This window comes from Mesorhizobium robiniae (assembly GCF_040545535.1).
Classification (GTDB): Bacteria; Pseudomonadota; Alphaproteobacteria; order Rhizobiales; family Rhizobiaceae; genus Mesorhizobium; species Mesorhizobium robiniae.
The window spans coordinates 151,852-172,273 of record NZ_JBEPMC010000010.1; the positions used below are offsets into that span (position 1 = coordinate 151,852).

A 20,422-nucleotide genomic window follows, 5' to 3' on the forward strand; every position below is an offset into this window, starting at 1 on the left:
CGGCGGGTCAGGCCCGCATTTGCAAGGGGCCGGCACCGTGCCGGCTCCGCTCACCATCACTACGGACCGCCAATGCTGAGTTTCATTGCCCGCCGCAGCGCTACAGGACTGTTGATGCTGGTCGCCTTGAGCGTCCTCATCTTCGTCCTTCTGCGACTGGCGCCCGGCGATCCGATCGACGCATACATCAACCCGTCCAGCCCGATGTCTGCTTCCGACCTCGAAGTCCTGCGGGACCGGCTTGGGCTCGACCAGCCGCTTCCCGTACAATATCTCGCCTGGCTTCGCGCGGCACTCAGCGGCGACTTCGGCTATTCGATCCAGCGCAGCGGCGTTGCCGTGCTGCCGCTGGTCATGGAGCGCATCGGCCCAACCGCGCTTCTGATGGGCACGGGCCTGGCCATCGCCATCGTGCTCGGCATTTCCGCCGGCATCTTAAGCGCCGTCCGCCGTAACGCGCTGCCCGATATCGCGCTGTCGGTGGTTTCTTTCATCGGCATCTCCAGCCCGGCTTTTCTGACGGCACTTCTTGGACTGTACTTCTTCTCGGTGTTGCTGCGCTGGGCGCCATCAGGCGGCATGCAGACCGCCGGCGCACCTTTTTCCGTATCGGACGTGCTCGCGCACCTCGTCCTGCCCGCCTGCCTGCTGTCCATCGGACACGCTGCTCTGATCATGCGCTACATGCGCGCATCGCTGCTGGAAGTGCTCAACCAGGACTATGTCAGGACCGCGCGTGCCAAGGGAGTGCGCGAATTCTGGGTGATCATCAAGCACGCGACGCGCAATGCGCTTTTGCCTGTCATCACCCTGATCGGGTCGACGGTCGGCATCGCCATCGGCGGGGCTATCTTCCTCGAAAGCGTGTTCAACTGGCCGGGCATGGGCCTGCTGCTGGTCAACGCCGTAGGCACACGGGATTACCCGGTGATCATGGGCGCCACTCTGGTGATCGGCATCTGCGTCATTCTGGTCAATCTCCTGACCGATATCGTCTATGCCGTCGTCGACCCGCGCATTCAGGTGTCGTGATGACAATCACCGCGCCTGATCCGACAGTCGGCCCGACAGCCGTGCCGCAAACCAAAGGACCGCTTCGCCGCGCGTTCGACCGCTTCTTCGAGAATCGTGCGGCGCGCGCCGGTCTGCTTATCGTCGTTCCCATCCTGCTGGCGGTTTCGACCTATCATTTATGGTGGCCGTTCAGCCCCAACGCCATCGATCTCAGGGCGATCAACAAGGGACCATCCGCCATTCATTGGCTGGGCAGCGACGGCGTCGGTCGCGACGTCATGGCCAGGCTGCTGCAAGGCGGGCGGATCTCGCTGCTGGTCGCCGTCTGCTCGGTCGCCATCTCGATCGTCATCGGCTTCCTCGTTGGTGCGATCGCCAGCTTCGGCGGCCGTGTTGTCGACGGCACGGTGATGCGCTTCGTCGATCTCGCAATGACGCTGCCGCCGGTGATCTTCCTGCTCGTGCTCGCTTCGATCGCCGGCACCGGCATCGCGCCGACCATCCTGGTGATCTCGCTGCTCTCCTGGCCGGTGCTGTCGCGCATGGTGCGCGCCCGGCTGCTCGAGCTGCGCGAGCGTGACTTCGTCGTCGCCGCCCGTGGCATGGGGGCAGGGCTGCCGCATCTCCTGTTCCGTCACGGCCTGCCGAATTGCATCGACATTCTTGTCGTCTACGCCACGCTGCAGATCGCCAACGCCATTCTGCTCGAAGCCGGCCTCTCTTTCCTTGGCCTCGGCATCGCGCCGCCCGAAGCCAGCTGGGGCAACATGCTCAATCTCGCCCGCTCCACCGTCGTGCTCGAACAATATCCCTGGCAATGGATGTTTCCCGGCGCCGTACTCGTGCTTACCGTCCTGGCCATCAACTTCATCGGCGATGGGCTGCGCGATGCATTCGACCCCCGTTCCGATCTCAACTGACCTGAAGGTTTTTCAAATGCCCCTGTTTACCGGCGTCGTGCCACCTGTCGTCACCCCGCTCCATTCCGATTTCAGTGTCGACTTCCCGTCGTTCACGCGAACGATCGAGAACCTGCTCGACGGCGGCGTTCACGGGCTCTTCGTGCTCGGCTCGACCAGCGAGGTGGTCTTCCATGACGAGGCCGGCCGCAGGGCCATCATCGAGCATGCGGCCAAGGTCAACAACGGCCGCGTTCCGATCTTCGCCGGGGTCATCGACCCGACGACCGATCGTGTCATCAATCACGCCAAGGTAGCCAGATCGGCCGGCGCCGATGCCGTTGTGGTCACAGCGCCATTCTATACCCGCACCAGCCAGCCCGAGATCGGCGATCACTTCCGCTATATCAAGGACGCGGTCGACATCCCCATCATCGCCTACGACATTCCGGTCTGCGTTCATGTCAAGCTGGAGCGCAAGACCACCGTCGGCCTCGCCAGGGAGGGCGCCATTGCAGGGATCAAGGATTCCAGCGGCGATGATGGCAATCTGCGTTACGTACTCAAGGACATGGCCAACGATCCGAATTTCTTCGGCATGACCGGGTCCGAGATCCTGGTCGACAGCGTGCTTGCCATGGGCGCACATGGTGTTGTGCCGGGCCTCGCCAATGTCGATCCGCACGGCTACGTCAAGCTGTGGAACCTGATGCAGGCCGGTCAGCACGCCGAAGCTCGTCTGGAGCAGGAGCGGCTGTTGAAGCTGTTCGAGATCGTCTGGATCTCGCTCGGCAGGACAAGTGCGGGCTCGGCCGGCGTCGGCGCCTTTAAGACCGCAATGAAGAGCCTCGGCATTATCGCATCCAACACCATGGCGCGGCCGCAACGCAGCTTGAACGACGAGGAAACCGCCAAGGTCGACATCATCCTTCGCGACGTCGGCTTGCTGCGCTGACCGTGGACGCTCCGATCCTCTCGATTTCCGGTCTGCGGGCGGTGTTCCGTATCGCCGGACGCGACATCGCCGCCGTGCAGGACGTCGATCTGACGATCGGCTCGGGTGAGACGGTCGCGCTCGTCGGCGAGTCCGGTTCGGGCAAGTCCGTCACCAGCCTGTCGATCATCGGCCTGTTGCCGAAGAAGATCGGACACATCGCCGAGGGATCGATCGCGCTGCGGCGCAGGGATGGCACGGTCACCGAGCTGACCGACCTCGATCCCGAGTCGCTGCGCAAGGTGCGCGGCAACGACATCGGCATGGTGTTCCAGGAGCCGATGACCAGCCTCAATCCGGTCTACACGATCGGCGAACAGATCGCCGAGCCGATCCGCATCCATCTCGGCAAGTCGCATCGTGATGCCGCCGCTGACGCGGTGCGGCTGCTGGCTCAGGTCGGCATTCCCGATCCCGATCGGCGGGCGCGGCAATACCCGCATGAGCTGTCGGGAGGGATGCGCCAGCGCGCCACCATCGCCATGGCCTTGTCCTGCAATCCGACCTTGCTGATCGCCGACGAGCCGACCACCGCGCTGGACGTCACCATCCAGGCCCAGATTCTCGACCTGCTGGCCGAGCTGCAGGCGCAACGCGGCATGGGTATTCTATTCGTCACGCATAATCTCGGCGTCGTTGCCGAGATCGCCGACCGGGTCGCGGTGATGTATGCCGGGCGCATCGTGGAATCGGGTCCGGTGAGCGAGGTGTTCGCCCGTCCGCGTCATCCCTACACTGCGGGGCTGATGCGTTCGGTGCCACGGCTTGGCCAGGCCACCACGCTGAAGGCAGCAGGAACGCCGCTTCCGACTATCGCCGGCAATGTTCCGTCGCTGGCCATGCTGCCCAAGGGCTGCTCTTTCGCGCCGCGTTGCGCCCTGGCTGTCGATGCCTGCCGCACTGCTGTACCGCCATTGTTCGCGGTGACGTCGACCCAGCAAAGCCGTTGTTTGCGCTGGGAGGATCTCTGATAGTGGACGCCCCTTTCCTTTCGGTCAGGAACCTGACCAAGCATTTTGCGCCGACGGCGTTCTCGCGCGGTCCCGTCGTCAGGGCGCTGGAAGATATTTCCTTCGATATCGCGCGCGGCCAGGTGGTCGGCCTCGTCGGCGAATCCGGGTCGGGCAAGACTACGATCGGCCGCTCGGTGCTGCGTCTCATCGAGCCGACGTCAGGCGAAATCAGATTTGACGGCATCGATATCACCAAGCTGAACGCCGGCGCCCTGGCTCGCCAGCGCCGCAAGATGCAGTATATTTTCCAGGATCCGTTCGCCAGTCTGTCGCCGCGCATGACCATCGGGCAGATACTGACCGAAGGCCTGGATATTCAGGGCATCGGCAACAGGCGCGAGCGGCGGGCGAGGGCGGAGAAGGCACTTGCCGCGGTCGAGTTGCCTACCGATGCCTATGACCGCTACGCCCACGAATTTTCGGGCGGGCAGCGTCAGCGCATCGGCATCGCCCGTGCGCTTACGCTCGAGCCTGAATTCATCGTCGCCGACGAGCCGGTCTCTGCCCTCGATGTCTCCATCCAGGCGCAGATCATAAATCTTTTGCGCGACCTGCAGGTCCGGCTCGGTCTGACCATGCTGTTCATTTCGCATGACCTGGCCGTCGTCGAATATATCTGCGACACGGTGATCGTTCTCTATCTCGGGCGCATCATGGAAGTTGCGCCGGCGGCCGCGCTCTATGCCCGGCCGCAGCATCCCTATACGCGGGCATTGCTTTCGGCCATTCCGTCGCTCGACCCGCTGGCCAAGCGAGGCCGGCAGGTGCTGAAGGGCGACATTCCAAGCCCCGCAAATCCGCCAACCGGGTGTGTTTTCCGAACCCGTTGCCCGGTTGCCCTGGACGCTTGTTCCGGCATCGTCCCGCCGCTGCGGGCAACGTCCGATGGCCATCTGAAGGCCTGCATTCGCGACGACATCGGCTAAGGCAAGTCCATGGCCGAACGTCTTTAAGATCGGCATATGATTTCTGCGTTCCGCGCCGGCCGTCTAGTCACCCAGGCGGCATGCTGATTGGCGGGTATGAGCAGGCCATCAATAACATATATTTACAATCTATCTTTTGCGTGGGATGCTAGCCGATCCGCCGACCAGCGCATTTTTGCGAGGGCAGGTCTTCGATCGCCGTCGCCATGCAAGCACAACAGGGGAGACGAATATGACCGCGAATGGTCTAAGCAGGAAAACGATCGTCATCGACGGCGTCCCGTTGCCGGACGTGCTCGACGAGCGCATGATCCGGTGCGTGGTTCACGGCTTCTATGACGAGATTGGCCGCGACGAACTTCTCGGCCCAATTTTCCACGATAGGATCGACCCCGGCGATTGGCCGCGCCATTTGGCGAAGATGTGCGACTTCTGGTCCGCGACACTGCTCCGGACGTCCCGGTATGAAGGCCGGCCATTGCCGCCACACCTGGCCATCTCCGGCCTTGGCGAGGCGCATTTCCGGCGCTGGCTGAAGCTGTTTCGCGCAACGGTGCACCGCATCTGCCCGCCCGAGGTTGCGGCGCTGTTCATGGATCGCGCATTGCGCATCGCTCACAGTTTCCGTCTCGCGGCCGCGTTCAGCCGTGGCGAGACCACGATGGCCATAGAACCGATCGTCGAGAAAGACCTTGATGCCGGAGTGACCTGTGGGTGACCTGTGTAAAGCCACCGTGATTCATCGGAGGACCCATTCGTGCGGCTGACCAACTTCTCGGATTATGCCTTGAGGATGCTGATGTATGCGGCCTCCGCCGACGATCGCCGGATCACGATCGAGGAGGTCGCCCGCACTTTCAACGTGTCCAAGACGCACCTCAACAAGGTCGCCAATACGCTGACGCGCAGCGGCTACCTGAAAGCGATCCGCGGCCGTTCCGGCGGGCTTGCCCTCGGGCGTCGGCCCGAGATGATCCGGATAGGCGATATCGTGCGACTAACCGAGCCGGATTTCGCGCTTGTGGAGTGCTTCGCCAGTGGAAATCAATGCGTGCTCACCAGATGCTGCAAGCTTTCAGGCATGTTTGGCGAAGCGATGGCCACCTTCCAGAGCGTACTAGACGGTTACACACTGGCCGACATCGCGCTGTTGCCCCAGGACTTCCTACGCGGGCCGCCCCGCATGTGCTAAGCGGCGGGTAAAAGGCCTCGTGAAGCGCAGGGTTACCTGTTCGCCAGGATTGATTGGTCCGCCGTTGGTGTTGCAGGTAGGTAGCGATCTCGGGAAACGCTAAACACTTGTTTTTTCTGGTCGGAGTGGCAGGATTTGAACCTGCGACCCCCTCGTCCCGAACGAGGTGCGCTACCAGGCTGCGCTACACTCCGTGACCAGACCGCGGGCTTATAGCCGCCGCACTTCGTTCCTGCAAGCGCCAATGGCAGCGCTTCTGTCGCATTTCTTCCGCTTTCGCCTTAACGTCATACAGGTTTCAGTTGGCTGGGGGTAAACACCGTTCAAGGGCTCGTGTTATAGGCACCGGCCACCCCAGTTGAAACCACTCTGAATCCAGCCGCTTGGAGTTGCTGTCTTGCCCCTGAAGATCGTTAGTGAAGCCCGTCCCAACACATTCGAGTTTGAAACCTCGGCGCTGATCAAGGCGTCCGGTTTTCGTGAATATGATGCACGCTGGTGGTTCGGCCACCCGGCCTCGGCTGAGCCACCGGAGCTCAATCTGATCGGTGTCCAGGCGCTCGGCATGGGGCTCGGTACGCTGATCCGGCGCTTGGGCGCGGGGCCCGATATCGTCACCGGGCATGATTTCCGTTCCTATTCGCTGGCGATCAAGCTGGCGCTGGTTTCCGGCCTGATGGCCGCCGGCGCGCGGGTTAGGGATATCGGGCTGGCGCTGTCGCCGATGGCCTATTTCGCCCAGTTCGCGCTCGACACGCCGTCCGTCGCCATGGTCACCGCTTCGCACAACGAGAATGGCTGGAGCGGCGTCAAGATGGGGGCTGCGCGTCCCCTAACGTTTGGTCCGGAGGAAATGAGCGCATTGAAGACGATCGTGCTTGCGGGCGACTTCGACCTGATCGGCGGCGGCTCCTATGACTTCGTTGCGGATTTCCGCAAAACCTATCTGGACGACCTGACCCGCGACAAGCGCATATCGAGAAAGCTCAAAGTGGTTGCCGCCTGCGGCAACGGCACTGCCGGCGCCTTCGCGCCCGAGGCGCTGGAGCGGATCGGCTGCGAAGTGATCCCGCTCGACGTCGAGCTCGATCATACGTTTCCGAACTATAACCCCAATCCCGAAGACATGAAGATGCTGCACGCGATCCGCGACAAGGTCTTGGAGACAGGAGCCGATGTCGGACTTGGCTTCGACGGCGATGGCGACCGCTGCGGCGTGGTCGACAATGAAGGCAACGAGATCTTCGCCGACAAGGTCGGCGTCATGCTCGCCCGCGATATTGCGCGACTGCATCCCGGCTCGACCTTCGTCGTCGACGTCAAGTCGACCGGGCTGTTCAACACCGACGCCGTCTTGCGCGCCGATGGCGCCGTCACCGATTATTGGAAGACCGGTCACTCCTACATCAAGCGGCGCGTGGCCGAGCTCGGCGCCATCGCCGGTTTCGAGAAATCCGGTCATTTCTTCTTCAACCCGCCGATCGGGCGCGGTTATGACGACGGTCTGATCACAGCCATCGCCATCTGCCAGATGCTGGATCGCAGCCCGGGCAGCAGCATGGCCGATCTCTATCGCGCCCTGCCGCTGACCTTCGGCACGCCGACCATGTCCCCGCACTGTGCCGACGAACTGAAATACGGCGTGGTCGAGCGGGTCGTTTCCGATTTTCAGGCCATGAAGCAGGATGGCGCTGTCTTCGCCGGCCAGAAGATCGCCGACCTGATCACCGTCAACGGCGTTCGCGTCGTTGCAGAGGACGGCACCTGGGGCCTGGTTCGGGCATCGTCGAACAAGCCGGAGCTCGTCGTCGTGGTGGAGAGCCCGGTGTCGTCAGAGCGGCGCCGGCAGATGTTCGAAGGCGTCGATGCGGTGTTGCGCCGCAGCCCGGAAGTCGGCGCTTATAACCAGACCTTCTAGGCCTCATCGCGTCCAGGGCGAGAAGCCCATGCAAGGGAAGCGGTCCAGCTTGTCGCTGATCCGCTTCCGCCGCACTTGATCGCCAACCTCGAACTCAGGCAGGCTTAAGCTGCCTGCTCAAGAACGTTCCAGTCGAACTTCTGCGTCCAGTCAGCAAAACTGTGCCAGCGGACCTCCGGGAAATCTCGGTGCAAAGCCGCGATATCGACGTCGTAGCCGACGCGGTCGAACCACTCGAACATCAGCGCTACGTCCTCGCTTTGCTGGCGGGCCACCTCGATAGGAATTTCCTGATAGTTGATCGGGCGGCCGATGGCCTGCGAAAGGATCTTCGCCTGGTCTTCGCCTGACAATTCGTCCCCGGCGAAGTCGAAACGCTTGCTGAACACGCCCTCGCGCCGCTCGACCAAGGTGGCAACGAAAGCTCCGATATCCGCCACGGCGACCAGCTGGAGGGGGCGCTTGGCGGGCACCGCGAAAGCATGCGTACCCTGGCTGAGCGCGCCGATCGACCATGGTGCGACGAAATTCTCCATGAAGGCGACCGGGGCACTGATCGTATAGGGGATGCCGAGCCGTTCGACATGCTGCTCGACGAGATATTTGCTTTCGAAATGCGGGATGCCGGTTTTCTTGTTCGCGTCGGCAACGGACGAATAGATCAGATGCCCGACGCCTGCGGCCTTGGCAGCATCGGCGGCTAGAATCCCCTGGCGGGTCTCCTCTTCCATCCCGGCCTCGTAGCTGTTGCCCATCAAGAACATGGTGTCGACGTCTTTTGCTGCCTTCACAACGGCGGCCGTGTCGCCGAGGTCGCCGGCCACGATTTCGGCGCCTGCCGACGCCAATTGCCGCGCGGCATCGCTGTCAGGCCTGCGCGTCAATGCCTTGATGCGATGTCCTCTCGACAGCAAGGCACGCGCGACAGCGCCGCCTTGCTGGCCTGTGGCGCCGGTAACCAGAATGCTTCGTTTGGTGGTCATGTGTTTGCTCCTTCTTTTTCCGATCGAGCAAAATTAGGGTTTGTCACATTGATGCATAACCGCCTATAGTCGGGAAACTTTGTCTCAGAAATAGATACAATGATCGACCTCAACGACATCGTCGTGTTCGCTCGCGTGGTCGAAGCCGGCAGCTTCACCGCTGCCGCGCGGCTGCTTGCCATGCCCAAGACAACGGTCAGTCGGCGCGTTGCCGCGCTTGAGCGCGAAGTTGGGGTCCGCCTGCTGCAACGCACGACGCGCAGCCTTAACGTGACGGATGCCGGGCGTCTCTATTACGAGCAGAGCAGCCAGGCGCTCCGGACGCTCGAGGAAGCAAATTTGCGCCTCGCCGAAGCAAGAGTGGAGCCATCAGGCACGATCCGCATTTCGGCTCCGGTCGGCTTCGGCGGCTATTTCCTCACCCAGGCCGTGGTCGACTTTCTTGCAATGTATCCAAAAACCAAGGTCGAGCTTCGGCTGACCGACGACAAGCTCAACCTGGTCGAGGACGGCATAGATCTCGCCTTCCGAACCGGCATCCTACAGGATTCGACGCTGATTGCCCGCAAGCTCGGCTCCACGCACAGGCTGCTCTGCGCCAGCCCGGACTATCTCGCAAGGCATGGGATGCCGGAGCGCCTGGCGGATCTCGCGCACCACCAATGCGTTATCGCAGGCCCTTCGACCTCGGGCGCCCATTGGGTACTGGACGGGCCACACGGCCAGGAAACGGTCACGGTGGCCGGGCGCTTCGCCGCCAATGAAATGCAGGCGGTCGTTGCGGCCACGCTCGCAGGCTTCGGCATCGCGCAATTGCCGCACAGCATTGCCGAGCCCTTCATAAATGGGGGGCGGCTGAGCCGCGTTCTCCGGGACCACACGACGCCGGTCGGCGGGCTGCATGTCCTATATCCGAGCAGCCGGCATCTTTCGCCCCTCGTCAAGGCATTCATCGAGCTTGCATCCGACCGGATTTCCAGTCGGGCAAATACCGCGGCTGACAAGCAGGGCCGCGAGCCTTAGTAGGGGCTCGCCACGTCGCCGGTCTCGACGTAGACCGACTTCAACTGCGAATAGAGCGCCAGCGCGGCAAGCGAATTTTCCCGCCCGATTCCCGACTGCTTGAAGCCGCCGAACGGAATTTCGACCGGCGTCAGATTGTAGGCGTTGATCCAGCAGGTGCCGGCCTGCAGCTCGGCGATAACGCGGTGGGCGCGCGGCAGGTCGCGCGTGAACACACCCGCGGCAAGGCCGAACTCGGTGTCGTTGGCGCGCTCGATCACCTCGTCCTCGCCGTCGAATTTCAGCACGCTCATGACAGGCCCGAAAATTTCCTCGCGCGCGATGCGCATTGCGTCGGTGACGCCGGTGAAGACCGTCGGCTCGACGAAGAAGCCGCCCTGGAAGCCCTGCAGCGAAGGCACGTTGCCGCCGCAAGCGAGCACGGCGCCGTCCTGCTTGCCGGCCTCGATATAGCCGATAACCTTCTCGTGCTGGGTCTTGGAGACAAGCGGCCCCATCTGCGTCTCCTGGTCGAGTGGATCGCCGATACGGATCGTCTTGGTCCGCTCGACCAGACGTTCGACGAAACGGTCGTGGATGCCCTTCTGCACGAAGACGCGCGTGCCATTGGAGCAAATCTGGCCGGTCGAATAGAAATTGCCGAGCATGGCGCCGCCAATGGCGTTTTCGAGATCGGCATCGTCGAAGACGATCAGCGGCGACTTGCCACCAAGCTCCATCGTGGCGTGTTTCATCTTCGAACCGGCGAGCGACAGCACCTTGCGGCCGGTCGGCACCGAACCTGTCACCGAGACCTTGGCGACGACATCGTGCTCGACGAGGCCGGCGCCGACATCGCCATAGCCTTGCACGACATTGAACAGGCCGTCGGGCAGGCCGGCCTCGGTATAGATTTCGGCCAGAGCTAGCGCCGACAGCGGCGTGTTCTCCGACGGCTTGAAAACCATGGCGTTGCCCATGGCGAGTGCCGGTGCCGATTTCCAGCCGGCGATCTGGATCGGATAGTTCCAGGCGCCGATGCCGACGCATACGCCCAGCGCCTCGCGCCTTGTATAGGCAAAGGGTCCGCCGAGATCGAAGGCCTCGCCATTATAGGCAGCGACCGCGCCGCCGAAATATTCGAGGCAGTCGGCTGCCGACGGCGCATCCGCCACCAGCGTCTCCTGGATCGCCTTGCCGGTATCCAGCGTCTCGATGCGGGCGAGATCGGCATTGCGCGCGCGCAAGATGTCGGCGGCACGGCGCAGGATTCGCCCGCGCTCGACCGGCTTCAGCCGCGCCCAGGCCGGTTGTGCTGCACGCGCTGCTTCGATGGCGAGTTCCAGCACGTTCGGCGTCGCCGAACGCAGCATCGCGATGGTCTCGCCGGTTGCCGGATAGATGACCGGCAGCGGCGCACCGCCTTCGTCTTCGATATAGCGTCCGTTGACATAGTGCGATGCCGTTGGCTGGGCGCGCATAGCTGTTCTCCAATCGTCTTCGCCAGAGCGGACAGTCCGCCGGATCATGGCCTATCTGTCCGATACCTGCCAGCGCGGATTGATCCATGGTTCCTGGTTGGACGGCGCCAGCGGCGCGCGGCCGAGAATGTGGTCGGCAGCCTTTTCGCCTGTCATGATCGACGGCGCGTTGAGATTGCCGTTGGTGACGCGCGGGAAGATCGAGGAATCGGCGACCCGCAACCCTTCGACGCCGATGACACGGCATTCCGGATCGACGACGCTCATCGGATCATCGGCGCGACCTATCTTGCAGGTGCCGCAAGGATGATAGGCGCTCTCGGCGTGATCGCGGATGAAGGCGTCGAGATCGTCGTCCGATTGCACGTGCGAGCCCGGCGAGAGCTCTTCGCCGCGATAGAGGTCGAATGCCGGCTGGCCGAAGATCTCGCGCGTCAGCCGGATGCAGTGGCGGAACTCGGTCCAGTCATCGGGATGCGACATGTAGTTGAAGCGGATCACCGGCTTCGATTTGGGGTCGGGTGAACGCAGCGTGACAGAACCGCGCGACTTCGATCGCATCGGCCCGACATGCGCCTGGAAGCCGTGCGCCTTCGCTGCCGCCTTGCCGTCATAGCGAACCGCCGCCGGGATGAAATGATACTGGATGTCGGGATAGTCGACGCCGGCGCGCGAGCGCACGAAGGCAGCCGCCTCGAAATGATTGGTTGCGCCCAGACCCGACTTGAAAAACAGCCATTGCGCGCCGATCAGCGCCTTGGAGAAGGGGTTCAGCACCGAATTCAGCGTGATCGGCTGCGTCGATTCCTGCTGGATATAGAGCTCCAAATGGTCCTGCAGGTTGCGTCCGACGCCGGGCCGGTCGGCGACCACCGGAATGCCGTATTCCCTGAGATGTTCGGCGGGGCCGATGCCGGACAGCATCAGGATCTTGGGCGAATTGATCGAGGAGGCGGCAACGATCACTTCACGGCGCGCCTTGACCACCTGAATCCGTTTGCGCGTTTCGATCTCGACGCCGGTGGCGCGTTGATTCTCGATGATCACCCGCCGGGCGAAGCCCTTGACCAGGCTAACATTTTTCCGCCTCAACGCCGGCTTGAGATAGGCGCTCGCGGCCGACCAGCGGCGCCCGCCGCGAATGGTCTGCTCCATCCGCCCAAAGCCTTCCTGCTTCGCGCCGTTGTAATCATCGGTCAGCTCGAAGCCGGCCTGACGGCCTGCCTCGACAAAGGCGCCGTAGAGTGGATTGGTCCGCGAGCCTCGCTGCACGGTCAGCGGACCGCCGTGGCCGCGCCAGCCATTCTCACCGCCGTTGGCGTCCTCCATGCGCTTGAAGTAGGGGAGCACGTCGGCAAACCCCCAACCAGCCGCGCCCTGTTCGGCCCAGTGATCGAAGTCGCGGGCGTGGCCGCGCACATAGACCATGCCATTGATCGAGGACGAGCCGCCAATGACCTTGCCGCGTGGCGTCGCCAGCACGCGCCCGCCGAGATGCGGCTCCGGCTCGCTGGCAAAGCCCCAGTCGTAGAGGCTCATGTTGAGTGGGATCGACAGCGCCGACGGCATCTGGATCAGCGGACCGACGTCGCTGCCACCAAATTCGATGACGATCACCGAATGCTTGCCGTCCTCCGACAGCCGGTAGGCCATGGCCGAGCCGGCCGAGCCGGAGCCGATGATGACGAAATCCGCCTCAAGCATGGTTCATACGCGCCATGAAATCAGCGAGCGAGGGAACAAGTGTCATCATTCGCCTCGTGGAAAGCGCTTCTGCTCTTCGAGCGTGTCGAGATTCATATGGTTGCGCATGTAGCGTTCCGAAGCCTTCTGCAACGGCTGGAATTCCCAAGGGTAGTGAGTGCCGTTGCGCAACGCCGGATAAACCACCCAGCGGCGCGCCTGGCTGGTGCGGACGGCGGCGTCGAAAGCGACCATGTCCCAGCGCGCCCGGACCTTTTCGGTGAAAGCAGCCAGCAAGGGGGCATGTGCCGGATCGGTGACGAGATTGGTCAGTTCCCGCGGATCCGATTCAAGATCAAACAGTTGCGGCGGATCGATCTCGCAATGGATGAATTTGAAGCGGCCCTCGCGGATCGCCACCATCGGCGCATTGGAGCCTTCGGCCGCATATTCCATCAGCACCGGTGCGGTGCGTTCCTTGCCGTCGAGCAGCGGTAGCAGCGACTGGCCGTTGGTCCATGGCGCAATCGCACTCATGTCGATGCCGGCGAGGTCGCAAAGCGTCGGCGCCACGTCGAGATTGGAGACCGGCGCGGCGATCAGGGCGGCTGGGATGTCTTTCCCTGCGATCATCAGCGGCACCCGCGCCGAGCCCTCGAAAAAGCACATCTTGAACCACAGGCCGCGCTCGCCGAGCATGTCGCCGTGATCCGAGCAGAACAGGATGATCGTGTCGTCGAGCATTCGCGTGCGCTCGAGCACCGACAGCAATTCGCCGACCTTATCGTCGAGATAGGAGATGTTGGCGAAATAGCCGCGCCGCGCGCGGCGGATCTGCTCCTGCGTGATCTCGAAGCTGTCGTAGTCGCTCGCCCGGTAGAGCCGCTGCGAATGCGGATCCTGTTCGCTGTAGGAAATGAAGCCCACTTCCGGCTCGAGTGCCGGGCAGTTCTCGTAGAGATCCCAATAGCGCCGCCGGGCGACATAGGGGTCATGTGGGTGGGTGAAGGAAACCGTCAGGCACCACGGCCGGCGCGAAGCATCGTCGGAGACGCGGGCGAAATCATAGAGCTTCTGCACTGCGTGGAAGGCGACCTCGTCGTCATACTCCATCTGGTTGGTGATTTCGGCGACACCGGCGCCGGCCACCGAGCCGAGATTGTGATACCACCAGTCGATCCGCTCGCCAGGCTTGCGATAGTCCGGCGTCCAGCCAAAATCGGCGGGATAGATGTCGGTGGTCAGCCGCTCCTCGAAGCCGTGCAACTGGTCCGGACCGACGAAATGCATCTTGCCGGAGAGGCAGGTGTAGTAGCCGGCGGCGCGCAGATGATGCGCGTAGGTCGGGATCGACGAGGCGAATTCGGCGGCATTGTCATAGACCTCGGTGCGCGACGGCAACTGGCCGCTCATGAACGCGGCGCGGCCCGGCGCGCACAGCGGCGAGGCGGTGTAGTTGTTTTTGAAGCGCGCCGAACGCGCCGCCAGCGCCTTCAGATGCGGCGCATGCAGGAAGTCCGCCGGCCCATCCGGAAACAACGTTCCGTTGAGCTGATCGACCATGACGATCAGGAAATTGGGTCGCTTGGACGTCACTGCGCGCTCCGGCTGAGTTTGGTTTCGAGATAGTCCTCGATCACTGCGATTGCGGTCACGGCATTGGGCACGCCGTCCTTCAACGCGCGCCTGATGTAGAGGCCGTCGATCAGCGCCGCTGTCGCCTCGGCGACGCGGTCGGCTTCGTTTCTCGGCAGGATGCCGGCCAGCCCGCTCAACAGATTGGAATGCAGGCGCCGCGCATAGACCTTGAGCAGGCGGCGAAGTGCTGCCGATTTCTGCGCCTCGACATAGAAGGCGAGCCAGGCGGCGATCGTTTCCGGCTGGAACTGGGCGTCGGAGAAATTGACGGCGACCACCGCCGAAACGCGCTCGCGTGCCGTGGTGGCCGAGCGCAGCGCGCGCCGCATATCGGCGGTCAGCTCGGCCAGGATGTGCCGCATCGTCGCCAGCAAAAGCTCGTCCTTGGCGCCGAAATAGTGATGGGCAAGTGCCGAGGACACGCCTGCGCGCCCGGCGATTTCCGACATCGTCACATCAAGCGAGCCACGCTCGCCGATCGCTGAGATCGTCGCGTCGATGAGCGCCTTGCGGCGCAACGGCTCCATTCCGACTTTCGGCATCTTTGCTCCGGCTGTTGCGAGGAGATTATTTTTTATTGACGCACCAATCAATAAAAATCCAGCGTGATTTGGTGGCAAAGGTCAGGCGCTATGACCAGATATGAAGATCAAGCGATTGTGTGGGTCTGGCCCCTTCACGAATTCGTCGGAACGGTTCATACTTGAACAATGCTGAGGCGCGCTGCGGCATCGCGTAGCCCGGCCCGCAGGATGGAGGTTGCCATGACAGCATGCATCGTCGGCTGGGCGCATTCGCGCTTCGGCAAGCTCGAAGGCGAGACGCTGGAGAGCCTCATCACCAAGGTGGCTGGCGAGGCGCTCGAACATGCCGGCATCGGTCCTGACGAGGTCGACGAGATCGTGCTTGGCCACTTCAATGCCGGCTTTTCCGCGCAGGATTTCACCGCAAGCCTGGTCTTGCAGGCCGACGACCGGCTGCGCTTCAAGCCGGCGACGCGGGTCGAGAACGCCTGCGCCACCGGTTCGGCAGCGGTCAGGCAAGGCATCCGCGCCATCGACGCCAATGCCGCCCGCATCGTTCTGGTGGTCGGCGCCGAGCAGATGACGACGACGCCAGGTCCCGAAATCGGCAAGAACCTTCTCAAGGCCTCCTATCTGCCCGAGGATGGTGAGACGCCGGCAGGTTTCGCCGGCGTCTTCGGTAAGATTGCGCAGGCCTATTTCCAGCGCTATGGCGACCAATCGGACGCACTCGCCATGATCGCCGCCAAGAACCACAAGAACGGCGTCGACAATCCCTATGCGCAGATGCGCAAGGATTTCGGCTATGAGTTCTGCCGCCACGAGAGCGAGAAGAACCCCTTCGTCGCCGGTCCCCTGAAGCGCACCGACTGCTCGCTGGTCTCGGATGGCGCCGCCGCTCTGGTCCTTGCCGACACCGCGACGGCGTTGAAGATGCGCCGCGCGGTCGCCTTCCGCGCTAATGAGCATGTGCAGGATTTCCTGCCGATGTCGAAGCGCGACATCCTGGCCTTCGAAGGCTGCGAACATGCGTGGAACCAGGCGCTGAAGAAGGCCGGTGTGACGCTCGACGATCTGTCCTTCGTCGAGACGCATGACTGCTTCACCATTGCCGAGTTGATCGAATATGAGGCGATGGGTTTGGCGAAACCGGGCGAGGGCGCAAAACTGGCGCTGGATGGCGAGACTGCGAAGGACGGCCGGCTGCCGATCAATCCGTCCGGCGGGCTGAAGGCCAAGGGCCACCCGATCGGCGCCACTGGCGTGTCGATGCATGTGCTGAGCGCCATGCAACTCGTCGGCGAGGCGGGCGGCATCCAGGTGCCGGGCGCCAAGCTCGGCGGCATCTTCAACATGGGTGGTGCCGCTGTCGCCAACTACGTTTCCATTCTCGACCGGATCAGATAAAAGCGGCCCGCTTATAGCGCCGCGCGCCCTTTAGGGCGCGCAAAGGACGCTGTAACACTTTGATTTTGCTCATGGTCCTTTTCGAAAATCGATTCCGATTTTCGAGGTCATGCGCGAGCGGGAGGATCCATGACAAATCCGGTTCTAGTCGAGGTTCTGCGCGGCGCGATCGTCGAGAGCGCTCATCGCGGTGCCATTGCGGTCCTCGATGCCGATGGCAAGCCGTTCCTGGAGATCGGTGATACCTCGCACCCGGTGTTCCCGCGCTCGGCGGTGAAAGCGATCCAGGCACTGCCGCTGGTCGAAAGCGGTGCCGCCGATGCGTATGGTTTCCGCGACCGCGAACTGGCGCTTGCCTGCGCTTCGCATTCCGGCGAGCCCGCGCATGTCGAACTGGCACGGGCGATGCTGGCGAAGGCCGGGCTGGACGAGACCGCACTTGAGTGCGGCGCGCATTGGCCCTCGAGCCATGACGCGACGGTTGCGCTGGCCAGCGCCGGCACCTTGCCGAACGCGCTGTACAATAATTGTTCCGGCAAGCATGCGGGCTTTCTCTGCACCTGCGTCCACGCCGGCATCGCTCATCGCGGCTATGTCAAATCAGGCCATGCCTCGCAGGAGATGGTGCGCGATGCGATGCAAGCGGTGACCGGGGCTGCCCATGATGTCGACCATTGCGGCACGGACGGCTGCTCGATCCCGACCTATGCCGTGCCGCTGCACAGCTTCGCGCTCGGCTTTGCCCGCATGGCGACAGGCATCGGCTTTGAGCCCATGCGCGCCAAGGCCGCTAAGCGGCTGCTTTCCGCCTGCATGGCGGAGCCCTTTCTGGTCGCCGGTACGGGCAGGGCTGATGTCGCGCTTATGAAGGCAGCTCCCGGCCGGATTTTTGTGAAGGGAGGGGCCGAAGGCGTCTATTGCGCGGCCCTTCCGGAGCTTGGCCTTGGCATCGCGCTGAAATGCGATGACGGCGCTGGTCGTGCGGCGGAAGTCATGGTCGCCGCCGTGCTGGCCAAGCTCCTGCACGCCGATAAGGCGCTGGCGGCGAAACTGATCGAACAGGCAAATCCGCCCATCCAAAGCCGGATCGGCGCCAAGGTTGGCGCTGTCAGGCCCACCGCCGCATTGAGCTGAGAACGGCATTCAGCTCACATGATTGCGCTCGATGGTCAGATGCGCATAACCGGCATTGCCAGACGAGGCGAGATCGCCGGCCACCGGCTCGGCCCAGCGGTGGCCGACGATTGCGCCGTTTTGGGCGCTGTCGATGACATTGTCGGAGATGACCGCCGTCCCTGCGCCCTCGACCACGGTTACGGCGATGCCGGTTCCAGCCTTGCGGATGATGTTTCCCGTCGCGACCACATTCCGCATGAATGGCCCCCAGCCGATGTTCATGCCGTAGAGCGGCGCATTCTCAACGACATTGCCGGAGACCGTGGTATCCGCCTCGACGCCGATGCCGACGCCGAAACCGGGCGGATCGGCAGGGTAGGGGCCGCTGGTCGAGAGATTGCGCACGATGTTGCCTGAACACACGCCCATGCGGCCGCCCTCGTTGAAGTTGACGATCGAGATGCCGTTGGCGGCGCCATCGACGATGTTGTTGCTGACGATCGCCCCTTCGAACGAGAATTCGGAATACACGGCGGTCTCGCCCGAGCGCGAGCAGGTGTTGCCGGTGATGTGCAGATTGCTGGCGCTGTTGGCGCGGATCGACGAAAACGCGCAATCCGAGACGATGTTGCCCGAGATGACGACGTTGCCGGCGCGGAAAGCATTGATGCCGTTGCCGTTCTGGCCGGTTCCGCCGCTGCGCGCCTGAATGCGCTCGACACGGTTGCCACTGACGATCGTGCCGTCCTCGGCCGCTTGCCAGCGGTGCACGAGGATGCCGCCATTGGCGCAGTCGGACACGGTGTTTCCTGATATCGCCAGGCCGGCGGCTTCGACCGAATAGATGCCGGCGTCGGCGGCGCCCGATATTTCCGAGCGCTCGATGCGGCCCGAAGCGTGCTCGAGCGCCAGGCCGCTCTTGCCGCTGCCGGATATCTGGCAATTGTCGATCACGAGGTGCGTGACGCGGCGCAGGTCGAGCAGTCCTTGCGCGTGGTCGCCCATCCAGCGGTTGCTGCCGTCAAACACCAGCCCGGTGAATTCGATGTGCTCGGCCTGTTCGGCAATGAAGAGATGGCCGCTGCCGCCATAGACGATCCGCGATGCACCCGGCACCCCGGAAAGCCTGACACGGCTGGGCAGCGACAGATTGGACACGACATAGGTTCCCGGTGGCAGGAATACCGGCATGTCGCGGTCGTTTGCGTCGCTTAGCAGCCTGGCGAAGGCTTTGCTCTGATCGTCAAGCGCGCCGGGCCGCACGCCGAGGTCGGCAGCGTTGATCGAGCCGCGCATCGAGGCATTGTCGATGCCGGGCAGGCCGGCCGCCGCTGCCTTGCCGAGCGAGAGGCCCATGACGGCAAAGCCGGCGGTCTGCGTAAGCAATCTTCGTCTGTTCAACATCGGCACAGATTCCCAGCGTTCGGTCCGTCGCGTCGCAGGAATCGTGCCAGGCCGATCGGTCCGGTCCGTTTGCCGGCAATGGCTTGTGCAGTCGCCGCGCGAGGCATAAGTTTGATTGATGAGCAGAGCTTTCACCCGCGAAGAGGACAGCGAAAACGCCATCGCCGGCATCGGCGAGCGGCCGATCAGCCAGCATCGCAATCTGGTGACGGAACGTGGCCTGGCGATGATCGACGCCGAACTGGCTGCCCTGCGCGATGATTTGGGCAGGGCGGAGAAGAGGGCCGATCGCGAGCGCATCGCGTTGATCTCGCGCGACCTGCGCTACTGGACGGCGCGTCGTGAAAGCGCCGAGCTTTCCCTACCGGAACCGGGCAGCGACCTGGTTCGCTTTGGCATGGGTGTCACGCTGGAAGGCGATGACGGTAGGAAGGTGCATTGGAAGATCGTCGGCGAGGATGAGGCCGATCCGGCCAAGGGCACGATTTCCCATGTATCACCCATGGCGATGGCCTTGTTCGGCAAGAAGGTCGGCGAAATCGCCGTGGTGAACGGCAAGGAGTGGGAAATCGTCAAGCTGACTGCCAGTTAGTCCTCGACCTTGACGACATGATCGCGGAAGAAAGCCGCCGCACCGGCCTCGTCGATCTCGCCGGCGGCAACGCCCATGACGAATTCATAAATCGTGCCGTTGTCGGCCGTCAGCATATAGCCGTTGACAATCAGGAATGCGCCGGCGGCGACGATGGCCGTGCGCTTGTTGCCGTCGACAAAGGCATGATTTCTGGCGATGCCGAAGACATAGGCCGCAGCCAAATCCTCGATCGATGGATCACCGTAGTTCGCCTTGTTCTCGGCGCGGGCGAGCGCCGATTCGAGAGCATTCTCGTCCCTCAAACCCTGCGCGCCACCATGCCGGCGCAGCTGCTCCGCGTGCATCGCTTCCACGGCGCGTCGGCTCAGAAAGTGCCAGCTCATTCGGCGAGCTTCTGAAGCGCGACCTTGTATTTGTCCATCACCTCGCGCGCAGCTTTCATTTGCCGCTCGAAGCTATCGTCCACCGGCTTCAGCGCAAGGCCGTCACCTGTCTCAACGATTTGAAGCTGGTCGCCAGCCTTCAGGTTTAAACGATCGAGAAGCTCCCTCGGCAGGATCACGCCTTCGGAATTGCCGATCTTGCGGATAGTCGTGTTCACGGCGCTGCACCCTTGTTGCAACGCAAATTATA

20 protein-coding genes and 1 tRNA gene are annotated in these 20,422 nt (G+C 63.0%); 12 read left to right on the forward strand and 9 right to left on the reverse strand.

The window, feature by feature from the left end; genetic code table 11:
• Positions 1-72 precede the first annotated feature (72 nt).
• The 7 genes from ABID19_RS25425 to ABID19_RS25455 all read left to right on the forward strand — a co-directional run bounded on the left by ABID19_RS25425 (position 73) and on the right by ABID19_RS25455 (position 6,038).
• Positions 73-1,032 (forward strand): ABC transporter permease, encoded by a 960-nt coding sequence (locus tag ABID19_RS25425; RefSeq protein WP_354493672.1) that lies wholly within the window; start codon positions 73-75, stop codon positions 1,030-1,032.
• On the forward strand, positions 1,032-1,934 hold the full coding sequence (locus ABID19_RS25430) for an ABC transporter permease (protein ID WP_354493674.1): 903 nt from the start codon (positions 1,032-1,034) through the stop codon (positions 1,932-1,934). The genes ABID19_RS25425 and ABID19_RS25430 overlap by 1 nt, the downstream gene beginning before the upstream one ends.
• A gap of 16 nt (positions 1,935-1,950) precedes the next feature.
• The gene (locus tag ABID19_RS25435; RefSeq protein WP_354493675.1) at positions 1,951-2,868 is read left to right on the forward strand and encodes a dihydrodipicolinate synthase family protein; all 918 of its coding nucleotides are present in this window, start codon (positions 1,951-1,953) and stop codon (positions 2,866-2,868) included.
• Between the two features lie 2 nt (positions 2,869-2,870).
• The gene (locus ABID19_RS25440; protein ID WP_354493676.1) at positions 2,871-3,878 is read left to right on the forward strand and encodes an ABC transporter ATP-binding protein; all 1,008 of its coding nucleotides are present in this window, start codon (positions 2,871-2,873) and stop codon (positions 3,876-3,878) included.
• On the forward strand, positions 3,878-4,846 hold the full coding sequence (locus tag ABID19_RS25445; protein ID WP_354493770.1) for an ABC transporter ATP-binding protein: 969 nt from the start codon (positions 3,878-3,880) through the stop codon (positions 4,844-4,846). The genes ABID19_RS25440 and ABID19_RS25445 overlap by 1 nt, the downstream gene beginning before the upstream one ends.
• A gap of 232 nt (positions 4,847-5,078) precedes the next feature.
• Positions 5,079-5,564 carry a group III truncated hemoglobin gene (locus tag ABID19_RS25450; RefSeq protein ID WP_354493677.1) on the forward strand — a complete coding sequence of 162 codons (486 nt, stop codon included), beginning with the start codon at positions 5,079-5,081 and terminating at the stop codon, positions 5,562-5,564.
• Positions 5,565-5,603: 39 nt separating this feature from the next.
• Complete coding sequence (locus ABID19_RS25455) at positions 5,604-6,038, forward strand: RrF2 family transcriptional regulator (protein WP_354493678.1); 435 nt, start codon at positions 5,604-5,606, stop codon at positions 6,036-6,038.
• A gap of 117 nt (positions 6,039-6,155) precedes the next feature.
• Here the strand turns inward: ABID19_RS25455 and ABID19_RS25460 are convergent.
• Positions 6,156-6,232, reverse strand: a tRNA-Pro gene (locus ABID19_RS25460).
• A 203-nt stretch (positions 6,233-6,435) separates the two neighbouring features.
• Here ABID19_RS25460 and ABID19_RS25465 point away from each other — a divergent pair.
• Complete coding sequence (locus ABID19_RS25465) at positions 6,436-7,956, forward strand: phosphomannomutase/phosphoglucomutase (RefSeq protein ID WP_354493679.1); 1,521 nt, start codon at positions 6,436-6,438, stop codon at positions 7,954-7,956.
• Between the two features lie 104 nt (positions 7,957-8,060).
• Here the strand turns inward: ABID19_RS25465 and ABID19_RS25470 are convergent, their stop codons facing one another.
• Positions 8,061-8,939, reverse strand: a complete 879-nt coding sequence (locus ABID19_RS25470; protein WP_354493680.1) for an NmrA/HSCARG family protein — start codon at positions 8,937-8,939, stop codon at positions 8,061-8,063.
• A 99-nt stretch (positions 8,940-9,038) separates the two neighbouring features.
• On the opposite strand from ABID19_RS25470, the gene ABID19_RS25475 reads away from it, so the two are divergent.
• Positions 9,039-9,962 carry a LysR family transcriptional regulator gene (locus tag ABID19_RS25475; RefSeq protein WP_354493681.1) on the forward strand — a complete coding sequence of 308 codons (924 nt, stop codon included), beginning with the start codon at positions 9,039-9,041 and terminating at the stop codon, positions 9,960-9,962.
• Here the strand turns inward: ABID19_RS25475 and betB are convergent.
• Genes betB through betI form a run of 4 tightly spaced genes read right to left on the reverse strand, consistent with a single transcriptional unit; the run spans position 9,959 to position 15,285 of the window.
• The gene (gene betB, locus ABID19_RS25480) at positions 9,959-11,422 is read right to left on the reverse strand and encodes a betaine-aldehyde dehydrogenase (protein WP_354493682.1); all 1,464 of its coding nucleotides are present in this window, start codon (positions 11,420-11,422) and stop codon (positions 9,959-9,961) included. The two genes, ABID19_RS25475 and betB, sit on opposite strands and share 4 nt — an antisense overlap.
• Before the next feature lie 51 nt (positions 11,423-11,473).
• On the reverse strand, positions 11,474-13,126 hold the full coding sequence (gene betA, locus ABID19_RS25485) for a choline dehydrogenase (RefSeq protein ID WP_354493683.1): 1,653 nt from the start codon (positions 13,124-13,126) through the stop codon (positions 11,474-11,476).
• 45 nt (positions 13,127-13,171) lie between these two features.
• Positions 13,172-14,701 carry a choline-sulfatase gene (gene betC / locus ABID19_RS25490; RefSeq protein ID WP_354493684.1) on the reverse strand — a complete coding sequence of 510 codons (1,530 nt, stop codon included), beginning with the start codon at positions 14,699-14,701 and terminating at the stop codon, positions 13,172-13,174.
• Positions 14,698-15,285, reverse strand: coding sequence for a choline-binding transcriptional repressor BetI (betI, locus tag ABID19_RS25495; protein WP_354493685.1), 588 nt, complete (start codon positions 15,283-15,285; stop codon positions 14,698-14,700). Before betI ends, betC begins: the two co-directional genes overlap by 4 nt.
• Positions 15,286-15,507: 222 nt before the next feature.
• On the opposite strand from betI, the gene ABID19_RS25500 reads away from it, so the two are divergent.
• A complete protein-coding gene (locus ABID19_RS25500) occupies positions 15,508-16,674 on the forward strand; it encodes an acetyl-CoA acetyltransferase (protein WP_354493686.1) in 1,167 nt (388 codons plus the stop codon).
• 129 nt (positions 16,675-16,803) lie between these two features.
• Entirely contained in the window at positions 16,804-17,808 is a 1,005-nt protein-coding gene (locus ABID19_RS25505; protein ID WP_354493687.1) for an asparaginase, read from the forward strand.
• A gap of 9 nt (positions 17,809-17,817) precedes the next feature.
• On the opposite strand, the gene ABID19_RS25510 is transcribed toward ABID19_RS25505, so the two are convergent.
• Positions 17,818-19,194, reverse strand: a complete 1,377-nt coding sequence (locus ABID19_RS25510) for a TIGR03808 family TAT-translocated repetitive protein (RefSeq protein WP_354493688.1) — start codon at positions 19,192-19,194, stop codon at positions 17,818-17,820.
• A gap of 118 nt (positions 19,195-19,312) precedes the next feature.
• Between ABID19_RS25510 and greA the strand changes: the two genes are divergently transcribed.
• Entirely contained in the window at positions 19,313-19,786 is a 474-nt protein-coding gene (gene greA / locus ABID19_RS25515) for a transcription elongation factor GreA (RefSeq protein ID WP_354493689.1), read from the forward strand.
• On the opposite strand, the gene ABID19_RS25520 is transcribed toward greA, so the two are convergent.
• A complete protein-coding gene (locus ABID19_RS25520; RefSeq protein WP_354493690.1) occupies positions 19,783-20,172 on the reverse strand; it encodes a type II toxin-antitoxin system death-on-curing family toxin in 390 nt (129 codons plus the stop codon). The two genes, greA and ABID19_RS25520, sit on opposite strands and share 4 nt — an antisense overlap.
• Complete coding sequence (locus ABID19_RS25525; protein ID WP_095496758.1) at positions 20,169-20,390, reverse strand: AbrB/MazE/SpoVT family DNA-binding domain-containing protein; 222 nt, start codon at positions 20,388-20,390, stop codon at positions 20,169-20,171. The genes ABID19_RS25520 and ABID19_RS25525 overlap by 4 nt, the downstream gene beginning before the upstream one ends.
• Positions 20,391-20,422: the final 32 nt, after the last annotated feature.